Consider the following 25,625-nt stretch of genomic DNA (forward strand, 5'->3'; position numbering starts at 1 on the left):
ACTGACGTAACTGGTGACATCCAGCTACCAGAAGGCGTAGAAATGGTAATGCCAGGTGACAACGTACAGATGACTGTTGAGCTAATCGCACCAATCGCAATGGACGAAGGTCTACGTTTCGCGATCCGTGAAGGTGGCCGTACAGTAGGTGCTGGTGTTGTTGCTAAGATCTTCGACTAATTCATAACGAATTAAACGAAATCTTGCACTCTTCTTCTTTATGAAGAAAGCGCATCGAGAAAGGGAAGCTTAGGCTTCCCTTTTTTATATCTAAATTATATTTGGTTATAAGTGTTCGTAGGAAATACGTTAATTTTTTAATTTAAAAACAGAATATTACCGGCTCTATTTTTCAACACCTTTGGTCGTAACACCTAACTCTCTGATCTTGGCCTACTGTCACCAAATCTATATAACAAAATATTCTGAACAGACCCATCAATGCGACTGGTAACAAGAACTATTCTTGTTTATATTGGTTGCCACAGGTTAATTTAATAGGTTTTTGAGTATGTACGTTTGTCTTTGCCATGGGGTCTCCGACAAGAAAATTAGGAAGTTGGCGATAGATGAAGGCGTAACGGATATTAAAGGAATCAAAAAATGCACAGCATTGGGTAGCCAATGTGGTAAGTGCATCAGGCAGGCCAAGGATATTTTAGCGGAAACCAGTTACACGGTATTCAAACAAGCTAGCTAATTACTGTGAGCATGCAGTAATTAAGTAATTATTTGCCTAGCGTTTTGACACCTTCTCATTTGCTTCTACATTTAAATGAAGCTAAAGAGGAGGTTTTTGTCATGAAAGGCGATCCAATCATCATCCAACATCTCAATAAAGTGCTCGGAAATGAGCTCATCGCTATTAATCAGTATTTTCTTCATGCTCGAATGTATAAGGACTGGGGGTTAAAGCACCTAGCAGATAAGGAATATCACGAATCTATCGATGAGATGAAACATGCCGATCATCTGATTGAGCGTATTTTGTTTCTGGAGGGCTTACCGAATCTACAAGATTTAGGCAAGTTGATGATAGGTGAAGACACTAAAGAAATGCTCGAGTGTGACTTAAAGCTTGAAATGGCCGCTATTCCAGATTTAAAAGATGCGATTGCCTATGCTGAAGACATTCGAGACTATGTGTCTCGCGATCTGTTTCAAGATATTCTTGAAGATGAAGAAGAGCATGTTGATTGGCTAGAGACGCAACTTGGCTTGATTGAAATGTCTGGCATTGAGAACTACCTCCAAGCGCAATACGTAGACGAAGAGTAATAACGTCCAGGATTTTGCGTACTTCAATTGTAAGAAGAAAAGAGCACCTGACTCGAAAATCAGGTGCTTATCCCCGCTATCTGGTCTAATCTCTTTTATTATCGGCTTTTTAAGGATATTGCTCGCAATCTTGCCTATGAAGTTTGATTTCTATCCGATAGAATTTATGCCCCCTTACCTAAAAATAAAAAGAGAAACGTCCATGTCTGAAGACAATCGCCAAGCAGCCACTCCAGAAGAAGAACATCGCCAAAAAGCATTGGATTACCATGCTTATCCAACTCCAGGGAAGATTGCTGTCGAATTAACAAAGCCTGCGGAAACGGCGGGTGATCTTGCCCTTGCTTACAGCCCAGGTGTTGCAGAACCAGTGCGTGAAATCGCACAAAACCCTGATAACGTGTACAAGTACACAGCGAAAGGCAACATGGTTGCTGTTATTTCTAACGGTACCGCTATTTTAGGTCTAGGTAACCTAGGTCCACTTGCATCTAAGCCAGTAATGGAAGGTAAAGCGTTACTGTTTAAACGTTTTGCAGGTCTTGACTCGATTGATATTGAAGTTAAGCATCGCACGATCGATGAATTTGTTGATACTGTTGCAAGCATTGCAGACACCTTTGGTGGTATCAACCTTGAAGATATTAAAGCACCAGATTGCTTTGAGATTGAAAAGCGTTTAATTGAGCGTTGTGATGTACCAGTATTCCACGATGATCAGCACGGTACTGCGATTGTAACGGCGGCAGGCATGCTGAACGCGATCGAACTTCAAGGTAAGAAGCTTGAAGACTCAACGATCGTTTGTCTTGGCGCTGGCGCTGCAGCCGTTGCGTGTATGGAGCTGCTGATTAAATGTGGTGCAATGCGCGAAAAAATTTACATGCTGGATCGTAAAGGTGTGATCCACACTCGTCGTGATGATCTTAATGAATACAAGCAGCTATTCGCAAACAACACGGACAAACGCACATTAGAAGACGTGATTGAAGGCGCGGATCTGTTCCTAGGTGTATCTGGTCCAAACCTATTGCCAGCGGAAGCGTTGAAGCTGATGGCAGATAAGCCAATCGTATTTGCATGTTCGAATCCAGATCCTGAAATTAAGCCGGAACTTGCCCACGCTGTTCGTGATGATTTGATCATGGGGACTGGCCGTAGTGATTACCCGAACCAAGTAAACAACGTATTGTGTTTCCCATTCATCTTCCGTGGTGCTCTTGATGTGCGCGCAAGTGAAATCAATGATGAAATGAAACTTGCAGCCGTTGAGGCGATTCGTGAGCTAGCAAAAGAGCCTGTACCTGAAACTGTATTGAAGGCCGCAGGCGTCGATAAGCTTGAGTTTGGTGCAGACTACATCATTCCAAAACCAATGGACTCACGTTTACTGCCACGTGTTGCAAAAGCTGTGGCTCAGGCGGCAGTTGATTCAGGTGTTGCTCGTATCGAGATGCCTGAAAACTACATGGCAGAGTAATATATCTATTAGATGTGATGTACAGAAAATGGGACGCAATCGCGTCCCATTTTTTATATCATTCTTTTGGCTCGAGATAAGAATTGCTATCTGAAGCCTCCAGTCTCGCTTTTTACTCTTCGTCAAACGACTCAAATTCGATGCCCATTTCCGTCATCAGTGCTTTTACTTCTGTTGGAATATCATCTGGACGGTCTTTACGAAGGTCTTCATCTGTTGGAAGTGGCTGACCTGTGTACGCGTGCAAAAATGCTTCGCATAGTAATTCACTATTGGTTGCATGGCGTAAGTTATTGATCTGACGGCGAGTACGCTCATCAGTTAGCACTTTTAAAACTTTTAGCGGGATAGAGACGGTAATTTTTTTTACTTGTTCGCTTTTTTTGCCGTGCTCTGCATATGGGCTAATGTATTCGCCATTCCAGTCAGCCATTGCACACCTTCATTTATGTAATCGGTTAAAAATAATTTAGGTGCTGATTTTAGCTGCATTTACCGCCATAAGCAAAGACATATAGACGTCTAGAAGTGTTGACGTCTCATTTTTTGACGAGTAAAGTGAACAGAACAGCAAAGGAAGCGTGTTGATCACTTTATTTTACTCATTAGATATAGCGCATTCCTATTTAGAAGTCATTACCCGTGAAAGGATACACCCATGAGCTCTCGCAAACCTGCGACCATTGCAGTACGCACTGGTATTGAATCAGACAGCCAATATCACGCTGTCGTTCCACCTATTTATCTTTCCACTAACTATGGTTTTCCTGCTTTTGGTGAAGTACCTAAGTATGATTACACGCGATCTGGAAATCCAAACCGCGGACTGTTGGAAAGTGCGTTATCTGAACTCGAGTCTGGAAAAGGAGCGGTTGTCACGAATTGCGGTACGTCGGCATTAAATTTATGGGTGTCCGCTTTTCTTGGCCCTGATGATCTCATTATTGCTCCTCACGATTGTTATGGCGGCACCTATCGTCTTTTTAATACCCGAGCCAACAAAGGTGATTTTAAGGTTCAGTTTGTCGATCAATCAGACGAGCAAGCTTTGGATGCAGCATTAGCACAAAAACCAAAACTCATCTTGTTAGAAACCCCATCAAACCCTCTGGTTCGCGTGGTGGATATTTCTGAGACTTGTGAAAAAGCGAAGCGAGTTGGGGCATTGGTCGCGGTGGACAATACCTTTTTGACACCCGTGTACCAAAAGCCTTTGGACTTGGGCGCAGATTTCGTCATTCACTCCACAACGAAGTATATCAACGGTCATTCAGACGTGATTGGTGGCGTGATCATCACCAAAACAGAAGCGCATGCAGAAGAGCTTGCATGGTGGGGCAATTGTATTGGCGCAACGGGCACACCTTTCGATAGTTACATGACACTGCGAGGTATTCGTACACTTGGTGCTCGCATGCGAGTGCATGAAGAGAGTTCACAGCAGGTACTGGCTTATCTCCAGAAGCAAGCGTTAGTTAAAACCATTTATCATCCAAGCCTGCCGGAGCACCCGGGTCATGACATTGCTAAAAAGCAGCAAACTGGTTTTGGCTCTATGCTGAGCTTTGAGTTTGCCGGTTCGTTTGAGCAGTTAAAAGTGTTCGTTAAAGAGCTCCAACTGTTTTCATTGGCTGAGTCATTAGGTGGAGTTGAAAGCTTGATTTGTCATCCGGCATCCATGACGCATCGCGCTATGGGAGAGGAAGCACTTGCAGAAGCGGGGGTGTCGCATCAACTATTGCGTTTGTCTGTCGGCTTGGAAGATGCACAAGATCTCATCACAGATTTAGAGCAAGCATTCGCTAAAGCTGCCCAACAATAGGAGACGATAATAATGACTTTACAACGTCAGCTGCATAAGTTTGGTGGCAGTAGCTTAGCAAACCCAGAATGCTATTTACGCGTTGTGGATATTCTTAAGGAGTATTCGACGGAAAATGATCTTGTGGTCGTCTCGGCGGCAGGAAAAACCACTAACCGCTTGATTGAGTTCCAGGAAGGGCTAGACAAAGATGGCCGAATCGCGCATGAAGCACTTCAAAGCCTAAGGCAGTTCCAAACGGAGCTAATAGAAAACTTGTTGGAAAATGAAGTACAAGAAGAACTATTAGCGTTACTGCATGATGAGTTCAGTACCTTATCTGAGCTGACAGCACCACTCACTGGCGCGCAAAAAGCCGCGGTACTAGGACACGGAGAAGTTTGGTCTGCTCGCCTATTGGCCGCGTTATTATCTCAACGTTCTATCCCCGCTGTTGCACAAGATGCACGAGCGTTTTTACGTGCGGAAGCCGGGACTCAACCTGAAGTTGATCGCGCTCGTTCATATCCTTTGATAAAAGAAGTTCTCGCGCAACACAATCATAAACGTGTGGTAATTACTGGCTTTATGGCTCAGAACGAGGCGGGCGAAACCATTTTACTTGGTCGTAATGGCTCTGACTATTCTGCAACTGTCATTGGTGCTCTGGCTGAAGTGAGCACAGTCACCATTTGGAGTGACGTTGCCGGTGTCTATAGTGCCGATCCGCGTTTGGTGGCAGACGCGTGTCTGTTACCGTTACTTCGATTGGATGAAGCCAGCGAACTCGCCCGTTTAGCCGCCCCAGTCCTACACAGTCGTACACTTCAGCCTGTGGCGCAAAGTACTATGGATCTCAACCTCAAGTGTAGCTATCTGCCGGAATCGGGCTCTACTCGTATTGAGCGTGTCTTAGCGTCTGGCCGTGGCGCTAAAATTATTACCTCGCTGGATGATGTTTTATTGGTGCAGCTGTCTTTCATGCATGGGCACGACTTCGAAAAAACACAGAATGATGTATTACAAGCGTTGCAGCGAGCGCAATTGGAGCCATTGGCATTTGAGGCACAGCCCGATCAACACACGTTGCGCTTGGCGTATACCGCAGAAATTGCCGGTGGCGCACTGAAACACTTACAAGAGCTTGCGGTTGAAGCGGAGATTAAGCTCAAAGAAGGCTACTCTCTCTTAGCGGCGGTAGGCGCTGGCGTTACGAAAAACGCCAACCATTGTTTTGGTTTTTATCAGAAATTAAAACACTCTCCGGTTGAATTTATTTCTGAAACTGAGTCGGGGCTGAGTTTAGTCGCCGTTTTGCGTCGTACTGATACCGAAGTGTTGGTTCAAACGATTCATAGCCAGTTGTTCCAAGCGCAAAAGCGCGTGGCGGTGGCTTTATGTGGCAAGGGCAACATTGGTTCTAGCTGGTTAAATTTATTTGCAACTCAAAAAGGTGAACTCGAAAAACGTCATGGAATGAGCTTTGACCTTGTAGCGGTCGTGGATAGTCAAACCTACTGGTTCGATGAGCAAGGTATTGATGCAGCAAGTGTTGCTGAACGATTTGATGATGAAGGCCTAGCAAACGATGGGTCTTGGTTGACTCACTTAGGAGCGCTAAAAAATTACGATGAAGCCGTAGTGCTTGATGTGACAGCGAGCAAAGACTTAGCTCAGCGCTATGTAGAAATTGCGCAGCAGGGCATTCATTTGATTTCCGCTAACAAAGTGGCGGGTTCGGCTGATAGCCAGTATTACCATCAGGTTCAAGATGCATTCGCTAAAATTGGTCGTTATTGGCTGTACAACGCGACGGTTGGTGCGGGGTTACCAATAAACCATACCGTGCGAGATCTACGTGAAAGTGGGGATGAGATCGTTGCTCTATCGGGTATTTTCTCTGGGACGTTATCATGGTTATTCCAACAATTTGACGGCTCAGTACCATTTAATGATTTAGTCGACCTCGCTTGGCAGCAAGGTTTAACAGAACCTGATCCTCGTTCTGATTTAGATGGTTCAGATGTGATGCGTAAGCTGGTTATCTTAGCTCGAGAGTCTGGTCTCGATATTGAGCCGGGCAGCGTTAAGGTTGAATCTCTAGTACCAGAAGAATTAAGAGAACTTAGTATCGATGACTTCTTCGATAACGGAGGGCTGTTGAGTGAAATACTGCAAGAGCGCCTGACAAAAGCACAGAGAAACGATCAAGTGCTTCGCTACGTTGCGCGTTTAGAAAAAAATGGTAAAGCGACGGTGGGAGTAGAAGCGTTATCTCGTGAACATGCGCTCGCCAACCTTCTGCCGTGCGACAACATTTTTGCCATTGAAAGTAAGTGGTACAAAGATAACCCACTCGTTATTCGAGGGCCTGGCGCAGGAAGAGAAGTGACAGCCGGCGCGATTCAATCCGACCTCAACCGATTAGCCGGTTTATTCTAAAGTTGCGAGATACCTAAAACCCTGGAACCCGACCAGGGTTTTTTATTTTTCCTTCAGTGCCATACTGAAGTATCGGCTTGTGATAAGTGGTGAAATAACGTTCAAGTAATAACTTGAACTATCCTCATTATTAACTTGAGAAAAATTCATAATTACAAGGTTGACATTAAATCGTATTCAATACATTCTGTAGACATATAGACGTCTAAACGTCGATTTAAGGAATTTGTTTTCGTGGCGGAGTGCCACAGGGAGAGTAAGATGGGATACACGCACGCAGGCCATATTGACGCCTTGAACCAGAATATTGCTGAGTTGTCAGACAACATCAATGTATCATTTGAGTTTTTTCCACCAAGCAGCGCGAAGATGGAAGAGACACTCTGGAATTCAGTGCACCGTCTTAAAACGCTCCAACCTAAATTTGTTTCTGTGACTTACGGCGCGAACTCTGGCGAGCGTGACAGAACGCACTCCATCATTAAAGAAATCAAAGCAACAACCGGATTGGTTGCTGCTCCTCACCTCACTTGTATTGATGCGACTCGCGAAGAGTTGATTAATATTGCCGATGATTACTGGAATAATGGCATTGAAAATATCGTTGCTCTGCGTGGTGATATTCCTCCTGGTGGCGGTGCGCCTGACATGTATGCCTCGGATTTGGTTGAGTTGCTGAAATCACGTCACGATTTTGATATCTCAGTTGCCGCATTTCCTGAGGTTCACCCTGAAGCTAAAAGTGCGCAGTCTGACTTATTGAACCTAAAACGTAAGGTTGATGCTGGCGCAAACCGTGCAATTACTCAGTTCTTTTTTGACGTCGAGTCTTACCTTCGTTTCCGCGATCGCTGTGTGGCGGCAGGAATTGATGTGGAAATTGTCCCTGGTATTTTGCCAGTGTCGAACTTTAAGCAAGCCTCTCGCTTTGCTGCGCAGAACAATGTGAAAGTACCAGGCTGGATGAGTAAACAGTTCGAAGGCTTGGATGATGATCCGGTGACTCGTCAGCTTGTAGGAGCAAGCCAAGCTATTGATATGGTGCGCGTACTTAGTCGTGAAGGCGTTAAGGATTTCCACTTCTACACCCTAAACCGTGCAGAGATGACTTACGCTTTATGTCATACGCTAGGCGTTCGTCCTCGCGCTGCAGTAGGTGCATAAATCGACCGGGTTTCAAAAAGACAAAAGGCTTGCCGAGTGGCAAGCCTTTTTCGTTGTCTCAAAGTAAAAGGAAATTAACCAATCACTTCAAGTTCTGTTAGGACTTCTTCAGCCCAAGTGATCCACGTTTCACGTAACAGTAGGTTACGACGAAGCGTTAAACGCTCTAGGCGAGCTTGTTTGTCTAAAGTGGACGGCGTTGCGTAGTAAGCCGCTTCAATTTCTTTGTAGTGAGAAACCAGTTTGCGAGACTCTTCAACCAGTTCGGCGAGTTGATCACGGAAAGGTGTTGATGGTTGAACGGCACATGCCATCAATTTCGCTGAAAATTCATCACGAACAGTCGGGTGTGCAGTTGGTTGATCAAACCATTCTCCTAAAGCGCTGCGACCAGCATCAGTGATGGAGTAAACCTTACGGTCTGGTTTGCCTTCTTGGGGTTCTAATACGCAAGTAACCAGCTCTTTCTCGGCCATTTTATTGAGTTCACGGTACACTTGTTGGTGGCTTGCTTTCCAGAAGTAACCGATGCTAGCAGAGAATTCTTTAGTGATATCGTAACCGGTTGCGTCGCGAGTGCTAAGAACAGTTAAGATTACGTGTGGTAATGACATGTCTTCAATCCAAATGGTCAATAAACTTGTAAACAAGCTACTTATACTTTCAGCTGTGCTCTTTCTGGCACTTGAGTTTTTTAATGTATAAGTAGCACCAACAATGTTGGTCCTGTCACCTTAAAGCCGTTTATCACCTAGAGAGATGGGGAGTCCCATCATGGCTGGAGCAGGTATGATTGGATTTATGAGCTCTCAGCAGGCAAGTAGTATATAAATAATAAGCATGAAGTGGAATAGTAGGACAAAATTACCCTAAAAAACTAACATAATAATCAATAGTGTTAACTTGTGGTTTTTTATTCTTTTTGTGTGGTAATTTTTGGGTTTTTTATAGTTTATTAAACTGCCTTTTGGTTACGCAATTATCCAGCGCCAAAAAAAAGCTGAGCACTTGCTCAGCTTTTTTATTACAAATGAAGCGATTAGCCTGTGTTGCGCATGCCAGCTGCAATACCAGCAATTGTCACCATTAGCGCTTCTTCTAGGTTTGCAGATGCTTCTTCGGTTTGGCGTGTACGGTATAGCAACTCGGCTTGTAGCATGTTCAATGGCTCAACGTAGATGTTGCGCAAGCGAATCGATTCGAGTCCCCAAGGGTCATGCTGCATCAAGTTTTCGTTGTTCTCTACATTCAGTACTGCTTTGATATCTTCTTGAAGCTGAGCGCGAAGCTTTTCACCGAGTGGACGGAGTGATTCATCCACCAATCGCTCATCGTAATAGCGAGAAATATCGATATTACACTTCGAATACACCATTTCTAACATGCCAAGGCGAGTCGAGAAGAACGGCCATTCACGACACATCTCTTCGAGCAGCGCTTGGTGGCCTTTATCGATCGAGTATTGAATCGCTTCACCCGCACCTAACCATGCTGGAAGTACCAAACGATTTTGGCTCCACGAGAAGATCCACGGGATTGCACGTAAGCTTTCCACTCCGCCCTTCGGATTACGTTTTGCAGGACGAGAGCCAAGTGGCAACTTACCGAGCTCGAGCTCTGGTGTCGCTTGACGGAAGTAAGGCACAAAATCAGGCTCGCCGCGAACTACGTTGCGATAAGACTCGCAGCTAACTTCTGATAGCACTTCCATTAAGTCGCGCCATTCTTGTTTTGGCTCTGGTGGTGGCAATAGGTTAGCTTCTAGAATCGCGCTCGCGTAAAGGTTAAAACTGTTTACGGCGACATCTGGAAGGCCCAGTTTAAAGCGGATCATCTCGCCTTGTTCTGTTACGCGCAAACCACCTTTCAAGCTTTTTGGTGGTTGAGACAGAAGTGCTGCGTGTGCTGGCGCGCCGCCGCGGCCTACTGTACCGCCACGACCGTGGAATAGAGTCAGTTCAACACCTTCTTCTTCCGCCACTTTTACTAACGATTCCATCGCATGGTACTGAGCCCAGCCTGCAGACATGACACCCGCATCTTTCGCTGAGTCAGAGTAACCAATCATGACCATTTGGTGGTTTTGGATAAAGCCACGGTATAGGTCGATACCCATCAGCTGTTTGATGACCGATTCTGCATTGTTCAAGTCGTCTAGCGTCTCGAATAACGGGCAAACATCCATACGATATGGGCAGCCAGCTTCTTGCAGAAGTAGGTGGACTGCTAACACATCCGATGCAGTGCGTGCCATAGAAATTACGTAGGCACCGAATGCTTCACGCGGTTGTGCTGCAATAATCTTACAGGTGTCCAAAACCTCTTTGACAGGTTCTGATGGTTCCCAATCACGAGGCAGAAGAGGACGCTTAGATGCGAGTTCGTTGGTTAGGAAAGCAATCTTATCTTGCTCGCTCCATTGTTCGTAATCACCAATGCCTAAGTAGCGGGTTAATTCAGACAATACGTCTGAATGACGCGTGCTCTCTTGGCGGATATCAAGGCGAACAAGATGAATACCAAATGCTTTTACGCGGCGCAATGTATCTAGTAGAGAGCCATTTGCGATCACACCCATGCCACATTCATTTAGCGACTGGTAACAGGCATACAGAGGTTCCCAAAGTTGCTCGACTTTTTGCAACGGAGCTTTAACGGCCAGTTTTTGACCATGGATCTTAGCATCGAGAATATCTTTGGTTTCGTTCAATAGTGAGCGAAGTTGTTTCAGGATTGCACGATATGGTTCGTGCTGATCTTCGCCAGCAAGTTCACGAACTTGATCGTTTGAAACCGTCATAGACAGTTCACTGATCAACTCGTTGATGTCATTGAGATAAAGATCTGCGGCTTTCCAACGAGACAGAAGCAATACTTCACGCGTCACGCTATGAGTGACGAACGGGTTACCGTCGCGGTCACCCCCCATCCAAGAAGAGAAGTGCACAGGGCGCGCATCAATTGGTAAACCTTCACCCAAGTAAGATTTCAAGCGATCGTGCATCTCACGTAAGAAGTCTGGCACCGCTTCCCATAGTGAGTTTTCAACGACTGCAAAACCCCATTTTGCTTCATCCAGCGGAGTAGGGCGCTGTTGTCGAATTACGTCTGAATGCCAGCTTTGTGCGATCAGTTGCTCTAAACGACGCTCGGTTTTCTTGCGCTCTTTAGAAGAAAGATCACTCAGTTCCAACTTTGATAAGCACTCGTTGATCTTGACCAACTTGTTGATCATCGTGCGACGCGTGATTTCCGTTGGGTGAGCCGTCAATACCAATTCAATATTCAGATCACGAACCGCTTGCGCAGTGTCCAGTTTGCTCACATCGTTTTGTACCAGTTTAGAAAACAGCGAGTTAATCGCGTCTGGTTCACAAATGTGCTCTTCACAATGGCGTGAAATCGTGTGGTATTGCTCAGCAATATTGGTGAGATTTAGAAATTGGTTAAACGCACGGGTAACGGGCGTTAGCTGCTCATCGGGTAGGTGTTTGATTTCTTCTATCAAGCTTTCCCTGTCTGCTTGATTACCTGCTTGAGCCGATTTGGATAATTTACGAATGGTTTCCACTTTCTCGAAGATTTCTTCGCCATGGGCATCGCGAATGGTGTTACCCAATAAGTGGCCTAACATGCGCACATTACTTTTGAGTGCGGCGTATTTCTCGTTCATTGTCGTCCTGCCTCGTAAAAAAACTACATCCATTGTCCTTGTTAAGACTCCAATCTAGCGAAAAGCACCAGTTATAGTCAAATAAAGCAGACTAAGTTTGCAATTATTCCGCTGTCTCCTGATTTAGAGCAAATTTACGGCAGCGGTAGAATAAGAAGTGAAAATTAATTACAAAATAACAAGTTAAAGAAGTGTTAAGGCTAGCGCTAAATTGTGAAGATAAAAAGATGCAGCTCAATCGAGCTGCACTGACTTTTGAGTTTATTCGCGTATTAACAGCAATACTTGACCATTGCCTTTGAAAGCACATCAATTGTGGGATCGATAAAATCAAATGAGAGAAACTCATCCGGTTGGTGCGCTTGGTCAATTGAACCCGGGCCAAGAACTAAGGTTGGACAGAGCTGTTGTAAGAAGGGCGCCTCAGTACAGTAGTTCACGGTTTCTGAACTGGTTTGGCAGATCTCTTCAACACCACCGATAAATGGGTGGTCATGTTGGCATTCGTAACCCGGAATTGGTTCATGTAACGGAATTATCTCCAAGCGTCCAGGCCACTTTGCTTCGACTTCTTTTAATGCTCCGCGCAGCATATTTTCTAGGCCATCCAGGCTGATCCCTGGTAGTGGGCGAACATCATAGTGCAGCTCACAGCAACCACAAATACGGTTAGCGCTGTCACCGCCGTGAATGTGTCCAAGGTTTAGGGTAGGGCTTGGAATGGCAAAACCCGGGTGGTGGTATTCTTTCACCAATTTATCGCGCAGTTGCATCATGGCAAACATCACTTCATGCATGATCTCAATCGCGTTAACGCCTAAGGCAGGATCGGATGAATGGCCTGACTTACCCGTGACCCGAATTGCATTCGCCACATGACCTTTGTGGCCGCGAATAGGAACGAGGCTGGTGGGCTCACCAATAATGCAGTAATCCGGCTTAAAGGGGGCGTTTGCTGTGAAATGTCGCGCGCCCAACATGGTTGTCTCTTCATCACAAGTGGCTAATACGTAGAGTGGTTTGCTCTGCTTGCTCCAATCGACTTTCTTCACTGCTTCATAAATAAAGGCGAAAAAGCCTTTCATGTCTGCTGTGCCTAAACCGTAGAAGCGGTTGTCTTTTTCCGTCAGTTTATGCGGATCAAAATTCCATCGCCCTTGATCGAATGGCACGGTATCACTATGGCCCGCAAGTAAAAGGCCACCTTCACCCTCTCCCATACGTGCGATCATATTGTGCTTGCCTGGCTCGACTTCGATCACTTCAACGCTAAAACCCAGATCTTTAAACCAAGATGCGAGTTTTTCGATGACTTTTGCATTGCCCTGATCCCAGCTCGGATCCGTGGAGCTGATAGAAGAGGTGCTGATGAGTCCTTCATAGACCTCTAGAAAAGTTGGTAATTGCATGGATTCTTCAAATCTCCTGTTGACAGACAGACCACAAAAATGTAAAACACATATTAAATCATATTTAATGAATAAAAAATCAAAATAAAGCAAAAATTAAATATGAATAGTCATTTAAGCCTTTAAGTATATGGATGTCACACAATGCTAAAAACCACGATTATTGGAGCCAGCGGTTACACCGGCGCAGAGTTAGCGTTAATGGTTAATAAACACCCACAACTCACGCTATCAGGTTTATACGTTTCCGCCAACAGTGTTGATGCAGGAAAGAATATTGCGCAGCTGCACGGTAAGTTAGCAGGCATCATTGATATGCCGGTCTCGCCACTAACGGATCCACTGCAAATCGCTCAAGAATCGGATGTGGTGTTTTTAGCAACGGCTCATGAGGTGAGCCACGATCTAGCCCCAACTTTCTTGGAGGCAGGCTGTCAGGTATTCGATTTATCGGGGGCATTCCGCGTCCAAAGTGAAGGTTTTTACAACACTTTTTATGGCTTCGAGCATCAACATAATAACTGGCTAGATAAAGCTGCATACGGCTTAGCAGAGTGGAACCAGGAATCAATTAAAACTGCTCCCTTAGTTGCTGTAGCAGGTTGCTACCCGACTGCTTCGCAGTTAGCCATCAAACCTCTACTCGAAAATGCATTAGTGGATACCAATCAATGGCCTGTCATTAACGCGACCAGCGGTGTGTCCGGAGCTGGGCGTAAAGCTTCTATGGTGAACAGTTTCTGTGAAGTGAGCTTGCAACCTTATGGTGTATTTACTCATCGTCACCAACCAGAAATTGCTCAGCACTTAGGTTGCGATGTGATTTTTACTCCGCACCTAGGCAACTTTAAACGCGGCATTCTTGCCACGATCACCATGAAGCTAGCATCAGGCGTTACAGAGCAACAAGTCGCTCAAGCATTTGAACAAGCTTATCTAGGAAAGCCAGCCGTGCGTTTAAAAGGCGATGGTATTCCACGTATTCAGGATGTCGAAAATACCCCTTTCTGCGATATCGGCTGGAAGGTACAAGGCGAACATATCATTGTGATTTCAGCCATCGACAACCTACTCAAAGGTGCATCAAGTCAAGCGATGCAATGTCTCAATATTCATTATGGTTACCCAGAACTGACAGCGTTGCTGTAGTCGTTGAAAGAGGGAAATGCGATGACGCAAACCAATCAAGCTCCTTTAGTCATTAAGCTAGGCGGTGCTGCTCTATCTTGCACTCAAACCTTAAGCCAACTGTTTGGTGCCATTGCGGCTTACCAAAAATCGGCACAGCGACAAATCGCCATCGTTCATGGCGGTGGCTACCTAGTTGATGAGTTGATGGCAAAGCTTCAGCTTGAAACCGTAAAGAAAAACGGTTTACGCGTAACGCCTTACGATCAAATTCCGGTGATTGCAGGCGCGCTTGCAGGCACAGCGAATAAGCTACTTCAAGGTCAAGCCATCGCAGATGGACTCAATGCAGTAGGTCTTAGCCTTGCGGATGGTGGTTTGTGTCTTGTTGAAGAACTTGACCCTGAGTTGGGCGCGGTAGGTAAAGCATCACCGGGTGATTCAACGCTATTACAAGCGGTATTAAACACAGGCGCACTGCCGATCATCAGTTCAATTGGCTTAACCACAGATGGCCAGATGATGAATGTGAATGCTGACCAAGCCGCAGTCGCGGTTGCGGGCGCATTAGATGCGGAGTTGGTCCTGCTATCAGACGTGAGTGGTGTATTAGATGGTAAAGGCCATTTGATCAAAACCCTGTCGGAACAACAAGCGAACATGTTGATCGATGGACATGTGATCACAGACGGCATGATCGTCAAAGTTAAAGCTGCTTTGGAGGCGGCCAATGATCTTGGTCGCCCTATCGAAGTCGCGACCTGGCGTTACCCAGAAAAATTAGTACAGCTATTCGCTGGTGAAAGTATTGGAACGCAATTTTTGCCTCAATAAGCATCAGCAAAAGAATTCAATATTAGGAAGTAGTAGTTGGCACTGACCGCCGAGCGCAGCGCCAGTTAAGTTTGGAGAAGAAAGATGAGCAAAGTGAACGTAAATAAAGTGGTAGTCGCATACTCAGGCGGTCTAGATACCTCAGTAATTATCCCGTGGCTAAAAGAGAACTACGATTGTGAAGTCGTTGCTTTCGTTGCCGATGTTGGTCAAGGCGCAGAAGAGCTAGAAGGTATTGAAGAGAAAGCAAAAGCCTCAGGTGCTTCTGAGTGTTACATCGCTGATCTGAAAGAAGAGATGGTGGCGGATTACATTTACCCAACGCTAAAAACCGGCGCGTACTACGAAGGTAAGTACCTGCTGGGTACATCAATGGCGCGTCCAATTATTGCTAAAGCACAGGTTGAAGTCGCACGTAAAGTGGGCGCGGACGCATTGTGTCACGGCTGTACAGGTAAAGGTAATGACCAAGTTCGTTTCGAAGGCGCATTCGCAGCACTAGCACCAGATCTACAAGTGATTGCACCTTGGCGTGAATGGGACCTAGTGAGCCGTGAAGAATGTTTAGATTACCTAGCTGAGCGTAACATTCCTTGTTCAGCGTCTCTTACTAAGATCTACTCACGTGATGCAAATGCATGGCACATTTCCACTGAAGGTGGCGTCCTAGAAGATACGTGGAACGCACCAAACGAAGATTGCTGGGTATGGACTGTAGACCCAGAGCAAGCACCAAACGAAGCGGAATACGTCACGCTGAAAGTAGAAAAAGGTGAGGTGGTCGAAGTTGATGGCGAAGCGATGACACCATACAACGCACTGGTTTACCTAAACGAAAAAGGTGCGAAGCACGGTGTTGGTCGTATCGATATCGTTGAAAACCGTCTAGTAGGAATGAAATCTCGTGGCTGCTACGAAACACCGGGAGGCACCATCATGATGGAAGCTCTGCGTGCCGTTGAACAGCTCGTGCTAGACAAATCATCATTCGAATTCCGTGAGGAGCTAGGTCTAAAAGCGTCTCACCTTGTATACGATGGCCGTTGGTTTACGCCGCTATGTAAGTCGATCCTTGCCGCTTCTGAAGAGTTAGCGCAAGACGTGAATGGCGAAGTGGTTGTTAAGCTCTACAAAGGCCAAGCCACGGTAACGCAAAAACGTTCTGACAACAGCTTGTACTCAGAAGAGTTCGCGACTTTTGGTGAAGATGAGGTTTACGACCAAAGTCATGCGGGTGGTTTCATCCGTCTTTACTCGCTATCAAGCCGTATCCGTGCGTTGAACAGCCAGAAGAAATAATCTCTCCACATCTCGGATTGAGTAAAGACCTGCTATTGGATAGCAGGTCTTTTTTGTTGGCTTACGTCTATGAGTACAAAGATGCAAATGCATTCTGCTTGAATATATATGTAAAAATATTGAATTTATACTTTATTTTTTGTCGAAATTGCCGTAACGTTGACCCATAAGAAAAAGTGAGCAAATGACCATCAAATTGGTTACTACTCATTCGAGAACGTTAGAGTAAGCAATAGTCATCAGGAGAAACGCAATGGCATTATGGGGCGGAAGATTTACCCAAGCGGCAGACACTAGATTTAAAGAGTTTAACGATTCGTTGCGTTTTGACTACCGATTGGCTGAGCAAGACATCGTAGGTTCAATCGCATGGTCTAAAGCTCTGCTTTCTGTAGATGTTCTATCGGCAGAAGAACAGCAAAAGCTGGAACTTGCTTTAAACGAGCTGAAGTTAGAAGTGATGGAAGATCCTCATCAAATTCTTCGCTCAGATGCAGAAGATATCCACTCGTGGGTTGAACAGCAGCTGATTAGTAAAGTGGGAGATTTAGGTAAAAAACTCCACACTGGGCGTTCTCGTAATGACCAAGTAGCGACAGACCTAAAACTTTGGTGTCGTCAGCAAGGCCAGCAACTGTTGATTGCTTTAGATCGTCTGCAAGCACAAATGGTTCATGTTGCTAAGCAGCACCAAGGCACTGTATTGCCTGGCTATACTCATCTTCAGCGCGCTCAACCTGTCACCTTTGCTCACTGGTGTTTGGCTTATGTTGAAATGTTCGAGCGTGACTACTCTCGTCTGAATGATGCCTTACAGCGCCTCGACACTTGTCCACTTGGCTCGGGTGCTTTAGCTGGCACGGCTTATCCGATTGATCGTGAACAATTAGCTCATAACCTTGGTTTCCACCGCGCTACGCGTAATTCACTCGATTCGGTTTCGGATCGTGATCATGTGATGGAACTGATGTCGGTGGCCTCGATTTCTATGTTACACCTTTCTCGTCTTGCAGAAGATATGATCTTCTACAACTCAGGGGAGTCTAACTTTATTGAGTTAGCGGATACGGTGACGTCTGGTTCGTCATTGATGCCACAGAAGAAAAATCCGGATGCACTTGAGTTGATCCGTGGTAAGACAGGGCGTGTCTATGGCGCATTATCGAGCATGATGATGACAGTGAAAGCCTTACCATTGGCGTACAACAAAGACATGCAAGAAGATAAAGAAGGGTTGTTTGATGCGTTAGACACATGGAATGATTGCATGGAAATGGCAGCGCTGTGTTTTGATGGCATTAAAGTGAATGGTGAGCGTACGCTTGAAGCTGCGAAGCAAGGGTATGCGAATGCGACTGAGTTAGCTGATTACTTAGTGGCGAAAGGCATCCCATTCCGTGAGGCGCACCATATTGTGGGCGTAGCGGTGGTAGGGGCAATTGACAAAGGCTGTGCGCTGGAAGAATTGTCTCTGCAAGAGCTAAAAGCCTTCTCTGAGGTGATTGAAGATGATGTGTATGACATTCTGACGATAGAGTCTTGTTTGGAAAAACGTTGTGCGCTGGGTGGCGTTTCGCCTCACCAAGTCGCTTATGCGGTAGAGCAAGCGGATAAACGTCTGAGCCAGCGTGACAGCTCGGCAGTGAAAGTGCGTCCTGCACGTTTGACGGACATTGAAACACTAGAGGGCATGGTGGCTTATTGGGCGAACCTCGGTGAGAATCTACCCCGCTCTCGTAATGAGCTCGTGAGAGATATTGGCTCCTTCGCGGTGGCTGAGCATCATAGTGAAGTGACAGGTTGCGCTTCTCTATATGTGTATGACTCAGGGTTGGCTGAAATCCGCTCTCTTGGTATCGAAGCAGGCTGGCAAGGTCAAGGGCAGGGTAGTGCAATCGTAAATCACTTGGTTGAGAAAGCACGTCAAATGGCGATCAAGAAGGTCTTTGTCCTCACTCGAACGCCAGAGTTCTTTATGAAGCAGAGCTTCTTACCAACATCGAAGTCGCTGTTGCCAGAAAAAGTCTTGAAAGATTGCGATCAGTGTCCACGTCAGCACGCGTGTGATGAAGTGGCGCTAGAGATCAATTTAATGGAGCAAGTGATCCAAAAATCGCATGTGGCATGAGCTGAAATTTCGGAGTGATTTTATTAGCATTCAATGACATAGTTATTTTCTGATTCACTTACATCAGTATTTGCTAAAAAAATCGAAAAAATTTGGAACCTTTGAGAGGAAGCTCGGTCTATTAAAGTACCACTGCTTTTTCTTAGAAGAATCTAAGAGAGCCCCAGAACTGATATTGGTTTTGGGGCTTTTTTCTATCTGCCACTTTACTCTTTTTTATCCGTCTCTTTTCGTCCTCGCCGACGTTGCCACGGCAAGATGACAAAACGCATCCATAAGTGCAAAAACAATAAAATATTGAAAGCGAAACCAGCAAAGATCAAAGCGATCGACTCGATGCTTTGTGGATCATCTTTGAACGCAAACCACCACACAATCCAGCACAGTACCGAAAGCACCGTTAACTGATCCAAGCATCGTTGGCAACGCCCAAGCTTTTTCCAAAACCAATGTTCCTCGCAACGGCGACAAGTCATAGTGTTTTCCAAGGCATCAGTGTTGCTTCAGATTATATACCCAACACAAAGAGAGAAAGCGTTTTTTGTCGCAGCTTAGAGCGCAGGAACACAACCAAAAATGGAAAGTTAGCTTTGTAGAGCTTATGTGGCACGTGATTGATGTATGGTGCGCTGTCAGTCTTTAATAGGAAAAATAATCATGTCGACAGAATTGAAATTTGCGCTGAGTATCGCTGGTGGCTTTTTTACGATCGGTGTAGTCGCGATCATCATGGTAAGTCGTTACGCAATGATGGCAGTGTAGTACTTATGTAATCGCCTCAAAGTAGTCAACAGAAAGCCTCGTTAATCACGAGGCTTTCTGTTTTGTTTGGTATGTAAAGACTGGCTCGATTGAGCATGAAAGCGTTAGCAACCAGGCCCACAGTCAAGGCAATGTTTCACCATTTCTGGCCCTAAGTGTAGTTTTGCATTCAAATCACGTAGAGCGGTGCGGACACCCTCTTCGATCACTGGATGATAGAAGGGCATATCTAGCATCTCAGAAACCGTCATTCTATTTTGGTGTGCCCAAGCCAAAAGATGCGCGAGGTGTTCTGCGTTCGGCCCCATCATCTCTGCACCTAAAAAGCGTCCAGTTCCTTGCTCGCCATAGACATGTAACATCCCTTTGTTTCGTAGCATGACACGCGAACGTCCTTGATTCTCAAACGAGACTTCACCAGTAACAAAACAACCACAGCTTCCTAAGCGAGTTTCCAGTTGTTTGAAAGTTTCACCGACCATAGCTATTTGCGGCTCGGAGAATACAGCTGAAATTGGCGAACGACGCAGACCTGCACGAATATTCGGGAAACGACCAGCATTATCACCAGCAATGCGACCTTGGTCAGCGGCCTCGTGCAGCAATGGAACTTGGTTACTTGCATCACCCGCAATAAAAATACTCTCAACGGAGGTTTGCAATGTGTAGTGATCTGCGGTTGGTACACCGCGTTCATCGAGGGCAATATTGGTGTTCTCGATCGCCAGCTTATCTACGTTTGGACGTCGTCCAGTGGCTGCTAAAACGTAATCAACAATAAAGGTTTCTAATTCACCGTCGTGGTTAATGAATTGGATCTCAACTTTGTCAGCGCCTGCTGCATTCGATGATGGTATGCGCTTCATGCTTTCTACTTTTACATCGGCATCAAGATAGAACTCTTCTTTAAAAGTTTTATCTGCGTAAGACATCACCTCTGGATCTGTCAGTGGACCAACTTGACCACCAAGACCAAAGAGCTTCACTTTCACCCCTAGGCGGTGCAATGCTTGACCGAGTTCAAGTCCGATCACTCCGGGGCCAAATACCGCAACGGACTCAGGCAAATCATCCCAATCAAAGACATCATCATTAATTACGAGACGGTCACCCAACTCATTCCAAGCTGCTGGATAGGCAGGACGAGAGCCCGTCGCGATCACAATCCGTTTTGCGGTGACCTGAGTATGGTCATCTATGATAAGTGTATGATCATCGGCAAACTTCGCGTAACCTGATAACTTGTCTTCTGCGGGAATATCATCGACGCTTTCAAGCACAAAGCCAACAAAACGATCACGTTCGCGTTTTACACGATCCATGACTTCTTGTCCGTTAATGCGTATTTCACCTTGCGGATGGATCCCAAATCCAGGCGCTTTTTCGATTTGGTGGGCACTTTCTGCGGCCGCAATCAACAGCTTAGAGGGCATGCAACCGACGCGAGCACAGGTTGTTCCGTAAGGGCCGTCTTCAATCATTACTACGCTATTAGTATGAGCTTTTGCTGCTCGATAAGCGCCAAGACCAGCAGTACCACCACCAATAATCGCTACGTCGACATTAACTTGTTTCATCGTGAACTCTCGCTTTTTGTTTTTAAGCCAAGCTAGCTACATTGAGCTTGGAGAGTGAATTGGGTCGTTGAATCTGTATAAGGAGTCACCTTATCGGTAGACGACTACTTATCTAGACTAGTAGAAGAAGTGAGTTAGGGTTGGCCTCCGAGCCAAAGGCACCGGAGACCGAGGGTGTAGGCTATGGACAGCTTAGCCTAGATACGCTTCTAGCTCTTCGCTACCGCCGATGTGCTTGCCACCGATAAAGACTTGTGGAACAGTCGTGCGACCAGATATAGCTCGTAGACTAACTGTCGTTGCGTCTTTACCCAGAATCACTTCTTCATATTGAAGACCGTGGTCAATCAGGTTTTGTTTCGCTTTCATACAGAAAGGGCAGCCTGGTTTAGTGAACACTGTGATGGATTCTTGCGTTTTGTAGTCAGGCGCTATGTAGTTCAGCATCGTATCTGCGTCTGACACCTTGAATGGGTCGCCTGGTTCGTTTGGCTCAATGAACATTTTTTCCACTACGCCATCTTTTACTAGCATGCTGTAACGCCATGAGCGTTTACCAAAGCCGATGTCGTTTTTATCCACTAACATGCCCATGCCATCGGTGAACTCACCATTACCGTCAGGAATGAAGGTGATGTTTTCTGCTTCTTGGTCTTGTTTCCATGCATTCATCACGAACGTATCATTGACTGAGACACAAATAATCTCATCCACTCCGTGCTCTTTAAATACAGGGAACAATTCGTTGTAACGAGGTAGATGGCTTGATGAACAGGTTGGAGTAAATGCACCCGGTAAGCTAAATACGATAACGGTCTTACCTTTAAATAGCTCATCAGTCGTTACATTCATCCAAGAGTCACCTTGACGAACTGGAAAAGTAACTTGAGGGACTTGTTGACCTTCTTTAGATACAAACATAATGATTTCCTTTAACTATTTTAAATTATGCGTATAGAGCTTAGCGTTTTTCTTTGCTCTGTTTCGTTCTGTTGAGCCCATTATTGTAAAAATCCTTTGATAGCTCTAATCGTTTGGTGTTATGGTTTTGATAGGTATTAGCTATTGTTAAAAGAAGCGAATTGTGAGTTATGAATATTCGAGATTTTGAGTACTTAGTTGCACTTGCGGAACATAAGCACTTTCGCAAAGCGGCAGAAGCATGTTTTGTTAGCCAACCAACATTGAGTGGACAAATTCGTAAGCTAGAGGATGAACTCGGTACCACGCTTTTAGAGCGAAGCAGCCGTCGTGTTTTGTTTACCGATTCAGGGTTGCAGTTGGTGGAGCAAGCTAAGCGTATCTTAAGTGAAGTGAAAACTTTTAAAGATATGGCGAGTGGTCAGAGCGGAGCAATGACTGGGCCTATGCATATCGGTTTCATCCCGACGGTAGGTCCGTATCTACTACCCAAAATTCTGCCGCAGATAAAAGAAGCATTTCCTGAACTGGAGCTGTTCCTGCACGAAGCTCAAACACATCAGTTGGTGCGTCAATTAGAAGAAGGTAAATTGGACTGCTTGGTCTTGGCTTCGGTTGATGAAACGGCACCTTTTAAAGAAATCGAAGTGTATAACGAGCCGTTAAGCGTTGCGGTGCCATGTGATCATGAGTGGGCCTCTCTCGACCATGTTGATATGTTGGAGTTGAATGGTAAAACCGTTTTAGCGCTAGGAGACGGTCACTGTCTGCGTGATCAAGCGTTAGGTTTCTGTTTTGCTGCCGGAGCGAAAGACGACGAACGCTTTAAGGCAACCAGTTTGGAGACACTGCGGAATATGGTCGCTGCTGGTGCAGGGATTACGTTATTGCCTCAGCTTTCTATCCCTAATGAGAAGCAAAAAGATGGCGTGTGCTATGTACCAGCCGTTAACCCTACGCCTTCGCGCAATATAGTGCTTGTATATCGCCCAGGCTCACCACTGCGTGCAAGGTTTGAAGCTTTGGCGGCGAAGATTAAAGAAGTATTGGCTTCCTATCCTTCATTGAACGCCGCGGCGTAAAAGCCGACATAAAAAAGGGAGAGCGAATGCTCTCCCTTTTGCTTTAGTGATTTAGAACAGCTCTTCTGCGCCAGAGCCGGAAGAATAAATACTGTCTTCCAAACGGTCTCCAGCGTATTCGGTAGGCTCAGTGCCTTTTTCAAAGTATTCGAACATTGATGTGCTGTCTACTTTGTGCGTTAGCATGCCAGTGTTGCGATCAATACGAACACGAATGATGTTATCTGGAATATTTTTACCTTGCTCAGGTGTTTCTTCTAGTGCAACGCGCATAAAGTCAATCCAAGCGGGTTCTGCGGTTTTCGCACCCGATTCTGCACCAGAAATTTGGCCTTTGCCTAGGTTGCTATTAACCGTTGTGCGACCAAGGGCGCGTGAGTGATCATCAAAACCAACCCAAGCAATGGCAACAACACCAGGACCATAGCCGTTGTACCAAGCATCTTTGGAGTCATTCGTTGTACCCGTTTTACCACCGATATCACGACGCCCTAGTTTTTGTGCACGCCAGCCAGTACCGTTCCACCCCGTACCTTCACGCCAGTTACCACCACCCCAAATGTTGCTGTACATCATCTCACGCATCAAGAATGCGTTTTGCTCAGAGATAACTTGTGGAGCATATTGAGGTTCATCATTTTCCAGTGCGTTGTCTGTTGCCAAACCATCAATCGCGACGTCTTGTTCGCCAAACTCATCGGCATAGCGATTGTCTGGCTGAGCGCTCATTTGTGGGCAATCCTTATGACAAACGCTCTTTGGATTCGCTTTAAACAGCACTTCACCGAATGCATCTTCCACGCGTTCTACGTAGAACGGTTCGACGTAATAACCTCCGTTCGCAAATACAGAGTAGCCTTGTGCCACTTTCATTGGTGTTAAGCTACCAGCACCGAGCGCGATGGTCTCTGAACGTGGTACTTGGTTAATATCAAAACCAAAACGAGTAAGGTACTGACGAGTTTCATCAAGGCCTACTTCACGCAGCGTACGCACTGCCATCACGTTCTTTGACTGAGCTAAGCCGAGGCGAAGGCGAGTTGGACCGCCATAGGTTGGTGGTGAGTTTTTAGGTCGCCAAGCCGAACCAGAACCTGCGTCCCATTTGTTAATCGGCGCATCGTTGATCAGAGTGGCCAAGGTAAGTCCCTTGTCAATTGCGGCTGAGTAGATAAATGGTTTGATACTTGAGCCAACCTGACGCACTGACATAGTGGCACGGTTAAACTTACTATGAACAAAGTTAAAGCCACCTACTAACGACAATATCGCACCATTTTCCGGGTTCATCGCGACAAACGCGGTGTTCGCTGTTGGCACTTGGCTCAGTTTCCAGCTTTGTGTCGTGTTGTCATCTTCATTGGTTTCGCTCACTTCGCGAACCCAAACTTGTTGACCCGTCGCTAGCACATCATGCGCTGATTTTGGTGTTGAACCTTGGCGGTTTTCGGTGATGTATTTACGTGCCCAATGCATTCCAGTCCAAGGAATGGTCTGCTCTTCATGGTTTTTAACCCAAACTTGCGCAGTTTTATCATCGACTTTTGTCACGACGGCAGGGTAAAGGTCACCATAAGTTGGCTGCTTCTTAAGGTGCTTTTCTATTTGCTCGCTGTTCCAAGCGGTTTCACCTTCTTTCCAAAGCACTTTCTCCGCACCGCGGTAGCCGTGACGTTCATCGTATGACAGCAGATTATTTACCACGGATGTATTCGCGGCATCTTGCAGTTTAGAGTCCACCGTCATGTAGATATTCAAGCCAGAGGTATAGGCTTCTTCTTCACCGTACTCTTTCACGGCCCATGCACGAGCTAGTTCCGCCACATAAGGAGCGGAAAGTTCAATTTCAGCACTGTGGTAACGCGCCACGATAGGTTCGTTGCGTGCTTCGTCATACTGTTCTTGCGTGATGTATTTTTCATCAAGCATTCGCATTAACACGACGTTACGGCGTTTTGTCGCACGCTCAAGAGAGTAAATTGGGTTCATCGTTGATGGCGCTTTTGGCATCCCTGCGAGTGTCGCAAGTTCGCTTAACGTCAATTCATCAAGGCTCTTACCAAAGTAAACTTGAGCGGCCGCACCAAAACCATATGAGCGGTAACCAAGGAAGATTTTATTGACATAAAGTTCCATGATTTCTTGCTTACTCAGAAGCTGCTCAATGTGGATAGCAATGAAAATCTCTTTAATCTTACGCATGATCTTCTTCTCATTAGATAAGAAGAAGTTACGCGCTAGCTGTTGCGTAATGGTACTTGCGCCCTGCTTGGCTGAACCTGAGATCGCAACTACAACGGCTGCACGAGTGATGCCGATAGGATCGATACCTGGGTGTTCGTAAAAACGGCTATCTTCGGTGGCGATTAGCGCATGAATTAAGTCTTGAGGAATTTCATCATAAGTAACAGGAATACGACGCTTTTCACCGAACTGTGCGATCAGCTTCCCGTCTTGACTAAACACCTGCATAGGTGTTTGTAATTCAACGTCTTTTAGAGTTGCAACATCTGGCAATTCAGGCTTCACGTACTGATAGAAGCCAAATATTGTGGTGACTCCAAGAATTATGCAAATCAATGTTAAAAATAATAAACGCTTTATGAACTTCACCGGAGAATCCCTGATTGGTTGAGGCTGTGTAACG

At 45.7% G+C, this 25,625-nt stretch carries 20 protein-coding genes; 12 read left to right on the forward strand and 8 right to left on the reverse strand.

Annotation, left to right across the window (positions count from 1 at the left end; all coding sequences use genetic code 11):
* The 4 genes from ACWPOD_RS21985 to ACWPOD_RS22000 form a co-directional block, all read left to right on the forward strand.
* On the forward strand, positions 1 to 180 hold a 180-nt coding region (locus tag ACWPOD_RS21985; RefSeq protein ID WP_456232240.1), incomplete at its 5' end, for an EF-Tu C-terminal domain-related protein.
* 331 nt (positions 181 to 511) lie between these two features.
* Positions 512 to 700: a (2Fe-2S)-binding protein gene (locus ACWPOD_RS21990; protein ID WP_031780493.1), complete on the forward strand. Its 189-nt coding sequence runs from the start codon at positions 512 to 514 to the stop codon at positions 698 to 700.
* Between the two features lie 101 nt (positions 701 to 801).
* The gene (gene bfr, locus ACWPOD_RS21995; RefSeq protein ID WP_005395745.1) at positions 802 to 1,278 is read left to right on the forward strand and encodes a bacterioferritin; all 477 of its coding nucleotides are present in this window, start codon (positions 802 to 804) and stop codon (positions 1,276 to 1,278) included.
* A 202-nt stretch (positions 1,279 to 1,480) separates the two neighbouring features.
* Positions 1,481 to 2,758 carry a malic enzyme-like NAD(P)-binding protein gene (locus tag ACWPOD_RS22000; RefSeq protein WP_006742766.1) on the forward strand — a complete coding sequence of 426 codons (1,278 nt, stop codon included), beginning with the start codon at positions 1,481 to 1,483 and terminating at the stop codon, positions 2,756 to 2,758.
* 112 nt (positions 2,759 to 2,870) lie between these two features.
* Here the strand turns inward: ACWPOD_RS22000 and metJ are convergent, their stop codons facing one another.
* The gene (gene metJ / locus ACWPOD_RS22005; protein ID WP_005381353.1) at positions 2,871 to 3,191 is read right to left on the reverse strand and encodes a met regulon transcriptional regulator MetJ; all 321 of its coding nucleotides are present in this window, start codon (positions 3,189 to 3,191) and stop codon (positions 2,871 to 2,873) included.
* 225 nt (positions 3,192 to 3,416) lie between these two features.
* Between metJ and ACWPOD_RS22010 the strand changes: the two genes are divergently transcribed.
* The 3 genes from ACWPOD_RS22010 to metF all read left to right on the forward strand — a co-directional run bounded on the left by ACWPOD_RS22010 (position 3,417) and on the right by metF (position 8,165).
* Positions 3,417 to 4,580 (forward strand): O-succinylhomoserine (thiol)-lyase, encoded by a 1,164-nt coding sequence (locus tag ACWPOD_RS22010; protein ID WP_053807714.1) that lies wholly within the window; start codon positions 3,417 to 3,419, stop codon positions 4,578 to 4,580.
* A gap of 12 nt (positions 4,581 to 4,592) precedes the next feature.
* A complete protein-coding gene (locus tag ACWPOD_RS22015; protein ID WP_167426186.1) occupies positions 4,593 to 7,001 on the forward strand; it encodes a bifunctional aspartate kinase/homoserine dehydrogenase II in 2,409 nt (802 codons plus the stop codon).
* 261 nt (positions 7,002 to 7,262) lie between these two features.
* Positions 7,263 to 8,165 carry a methylenetetrahydrofolate reductase gene (metF, locus tag ACWPOD_RS22020; RefSeq protein ID WP_046874624.1) on the forward strand — a complete coding sequence of 301 codons (903 nt, stop codon included), beginning with the start codon at positions 7,263 to 7,265 and terminating at the stop codon, positions 8,163 to 8,165.
* Between the two features lie 74 nt (positions 8,166 to 8,239).
* Here metF and ACWPOD_RS22025 read toward each other — a convergent pair whose 3' ends face one another.
* The 3 genes from ACWPOD_RS22025 to argE all read right to left on the reverse strand — a co-directional run bounded on the left by ACWPOD_RS22025 (position 8,240) and on the right by argE (position 13,247).
* Positions 8,240 to 8,779 (reverse strand): PadR family transcriptional regulator, encoded by a 540-nt coding sequence (locus tag ACWPOD_RS22025; protein ID WP_005395734.1) that lies wholly within the window; start codon positions 8,777 to 8,779, stop codon positions 8,240 to 8,242.
* Between the two features lie 425 nt (positions 8,780 to 9,204).
* Complete coding sequence (gene ppc, locus ACWPOD_RS22030; RefSeq protein WP_074191330.1) at positions 9,205 to 11,838, reverse strand: phosphoenolpyruvate carboxylase; 2,634 nt, start codon at positions 11,836 to 11,838, stop codon at positions 9,205 to 9,207.
* Between the two features lie 272 nt (positions 11,839 to 12,110).
* Positions 12,111 to 13,247 carry an acetylornithine deacetylase gene (argE, locus tag ACWPOD_RS22035; protein WP_203343750.1) on the reverse strand — a complete coding sequence of 379 codons (1,137 nt, stop codon included), beginning with the start codon at positions 13,245 to 13,247 and terminating at the stop codon, positions 12,111 to 12,113.
* A 144-nt stretch (positions 13,248 to 13,391) separates the two neighbouring features.
* On the opposite strand from argE, the gene argC reads away from it, so the two are divergent.
* The 4 genes from argC to argH all read left to right on the forward strand — a co-directional run bounded on the left by argC (position 13,392) and on the right by argH (position 18,636).
* The gene (gene argC, locus ACWPOD_RS22040; RefSeq protein ID WP_006742772.1) at positions 13,392 to 14,396 is read left to right on the forward strand and encodes an N-acetyl-gamma-glutamyl-phosphate reductase; all 1,005 of its coding nucleotides are present in this window, start codon (positions 13,392 to 13,394) and stop codon (positions 14,394 to 14,396) included.
* Positions 14,397 to 14,417: 21 nt separating this feature from the next.
* Complete coding sequence (argB, locus tag ACWPOD_RS22045; RefSeq protein WP_048626700.1) at positions 14,418 to 15,209, forward strand: acetylglutamate kinase; 792 nt, start codon at positions 14,418 to 14,420, stop codon at positions 15,207 to 15,209.
* An 84-nt stretch (positions 15,210 to 15,293) separates the two neighbouring features.
* A complete protein-coding gene (locus ACWPOD_RS22050; protein WP_065645889.1) occupies positions 15,294 to 16,508 on the forward strand; it encodes an argininosuccinate synthase in 1,215 nt (404 codons plus the stop codon).
* 253 nt (positions 16,509 to 16,761) lie between these two features.
* A complete protein-coding gene (gene argH / locus ACWPOD_RS22055; protein WP_456232241.1) occupies positions 16,762 to 18,636 on the forward strand; it encodes an argininosuccinate lyase in 1,875 nt (624 codons plus the stop codon).
* 206 nt (positions 18,637 to 18,842) lie between these two features.
* On the opposite strand, the gene ACWPOD_RS22060 is transcribed toward argH, so the two are convergent.
* From ACWPOD_RS22060 to ACWPOD_RS22070, 3 genes are all read right to left on the reverse strand, one after another.
* A complete protein-coding gene (locus ACWPOD_RS22060) occupies positions 18,843 to 19,112 on the reverse strand; it encodes a DUF3624 domain-containing protein (RefSeq protein WP_012841349.1) in 270 nt (89 codons plus the stop codon).
* Positions 19,113 to 19,502: 390 nt separating this feature from the next.
* Positions 19,503 to 20,975 (reverse strand): dihydrolipoyl dehydrogenase, encoded by a 1,473-nt coding sequence (locus ACWPOD_RS22065; RefSeq protein ID WP_167426187.1) that lies wholly within the window; start codon positions 20,973 to 20,975, stop codon positions 19,503 to 19,505.
* Positions 20,976 to 21,167: 192 nt separating this feature from the next.
* Complete coding sequence (locus tag ACWPOD_RS22070) at positions 21,168 to 21,896, reverse strand: redoxin family protein (protein ID WP_005395721.1); 729 nt, start codon at positions 21,894 to 21,896, stop codon at positions 21,168 to 21,170.
* A 170-nt stretch (positions 21,897 to 22,066) separates the two neighbouring features.
* Here ACWPOD_RS22070 and oxyR point away from each other — a divergent pair, with 170 nt between their 5' ends.
* Positions 22,067 to 22,978, forward strand: coding sequence for a DNA-binding transcriptional regulator OxyR (gene oxyR / locus ACWPOD_RS22075; RefSeq protein ID WP_005395720.1), 912 nt, complete (start codon positions 22,067 to 22,069; stop codon positions 22,976 to 22,978).
* 51 nt (positions 22,979 to 23,029) lie between these two features.
* Here oxyR and ACWPOD_RS22080 read toward each other — a convergent pair whose 3' ends face one another.
* Positions 23,030 to 25,591, reverse strand: coding sequence for a penicillin-binding protein 1A (locus ACWPOD_RS22080; protein WP_104974736.1), 2,562 nt, complete (start codon positions 25,589 to 25,591; stop codon positions 23,030 to 23,032).
* Positions 25,592 to 25,625: the final 34 nt, after the last annotated feature.

This window comes from Vibrio sp. JZG120, assembly GCF_053890955.1.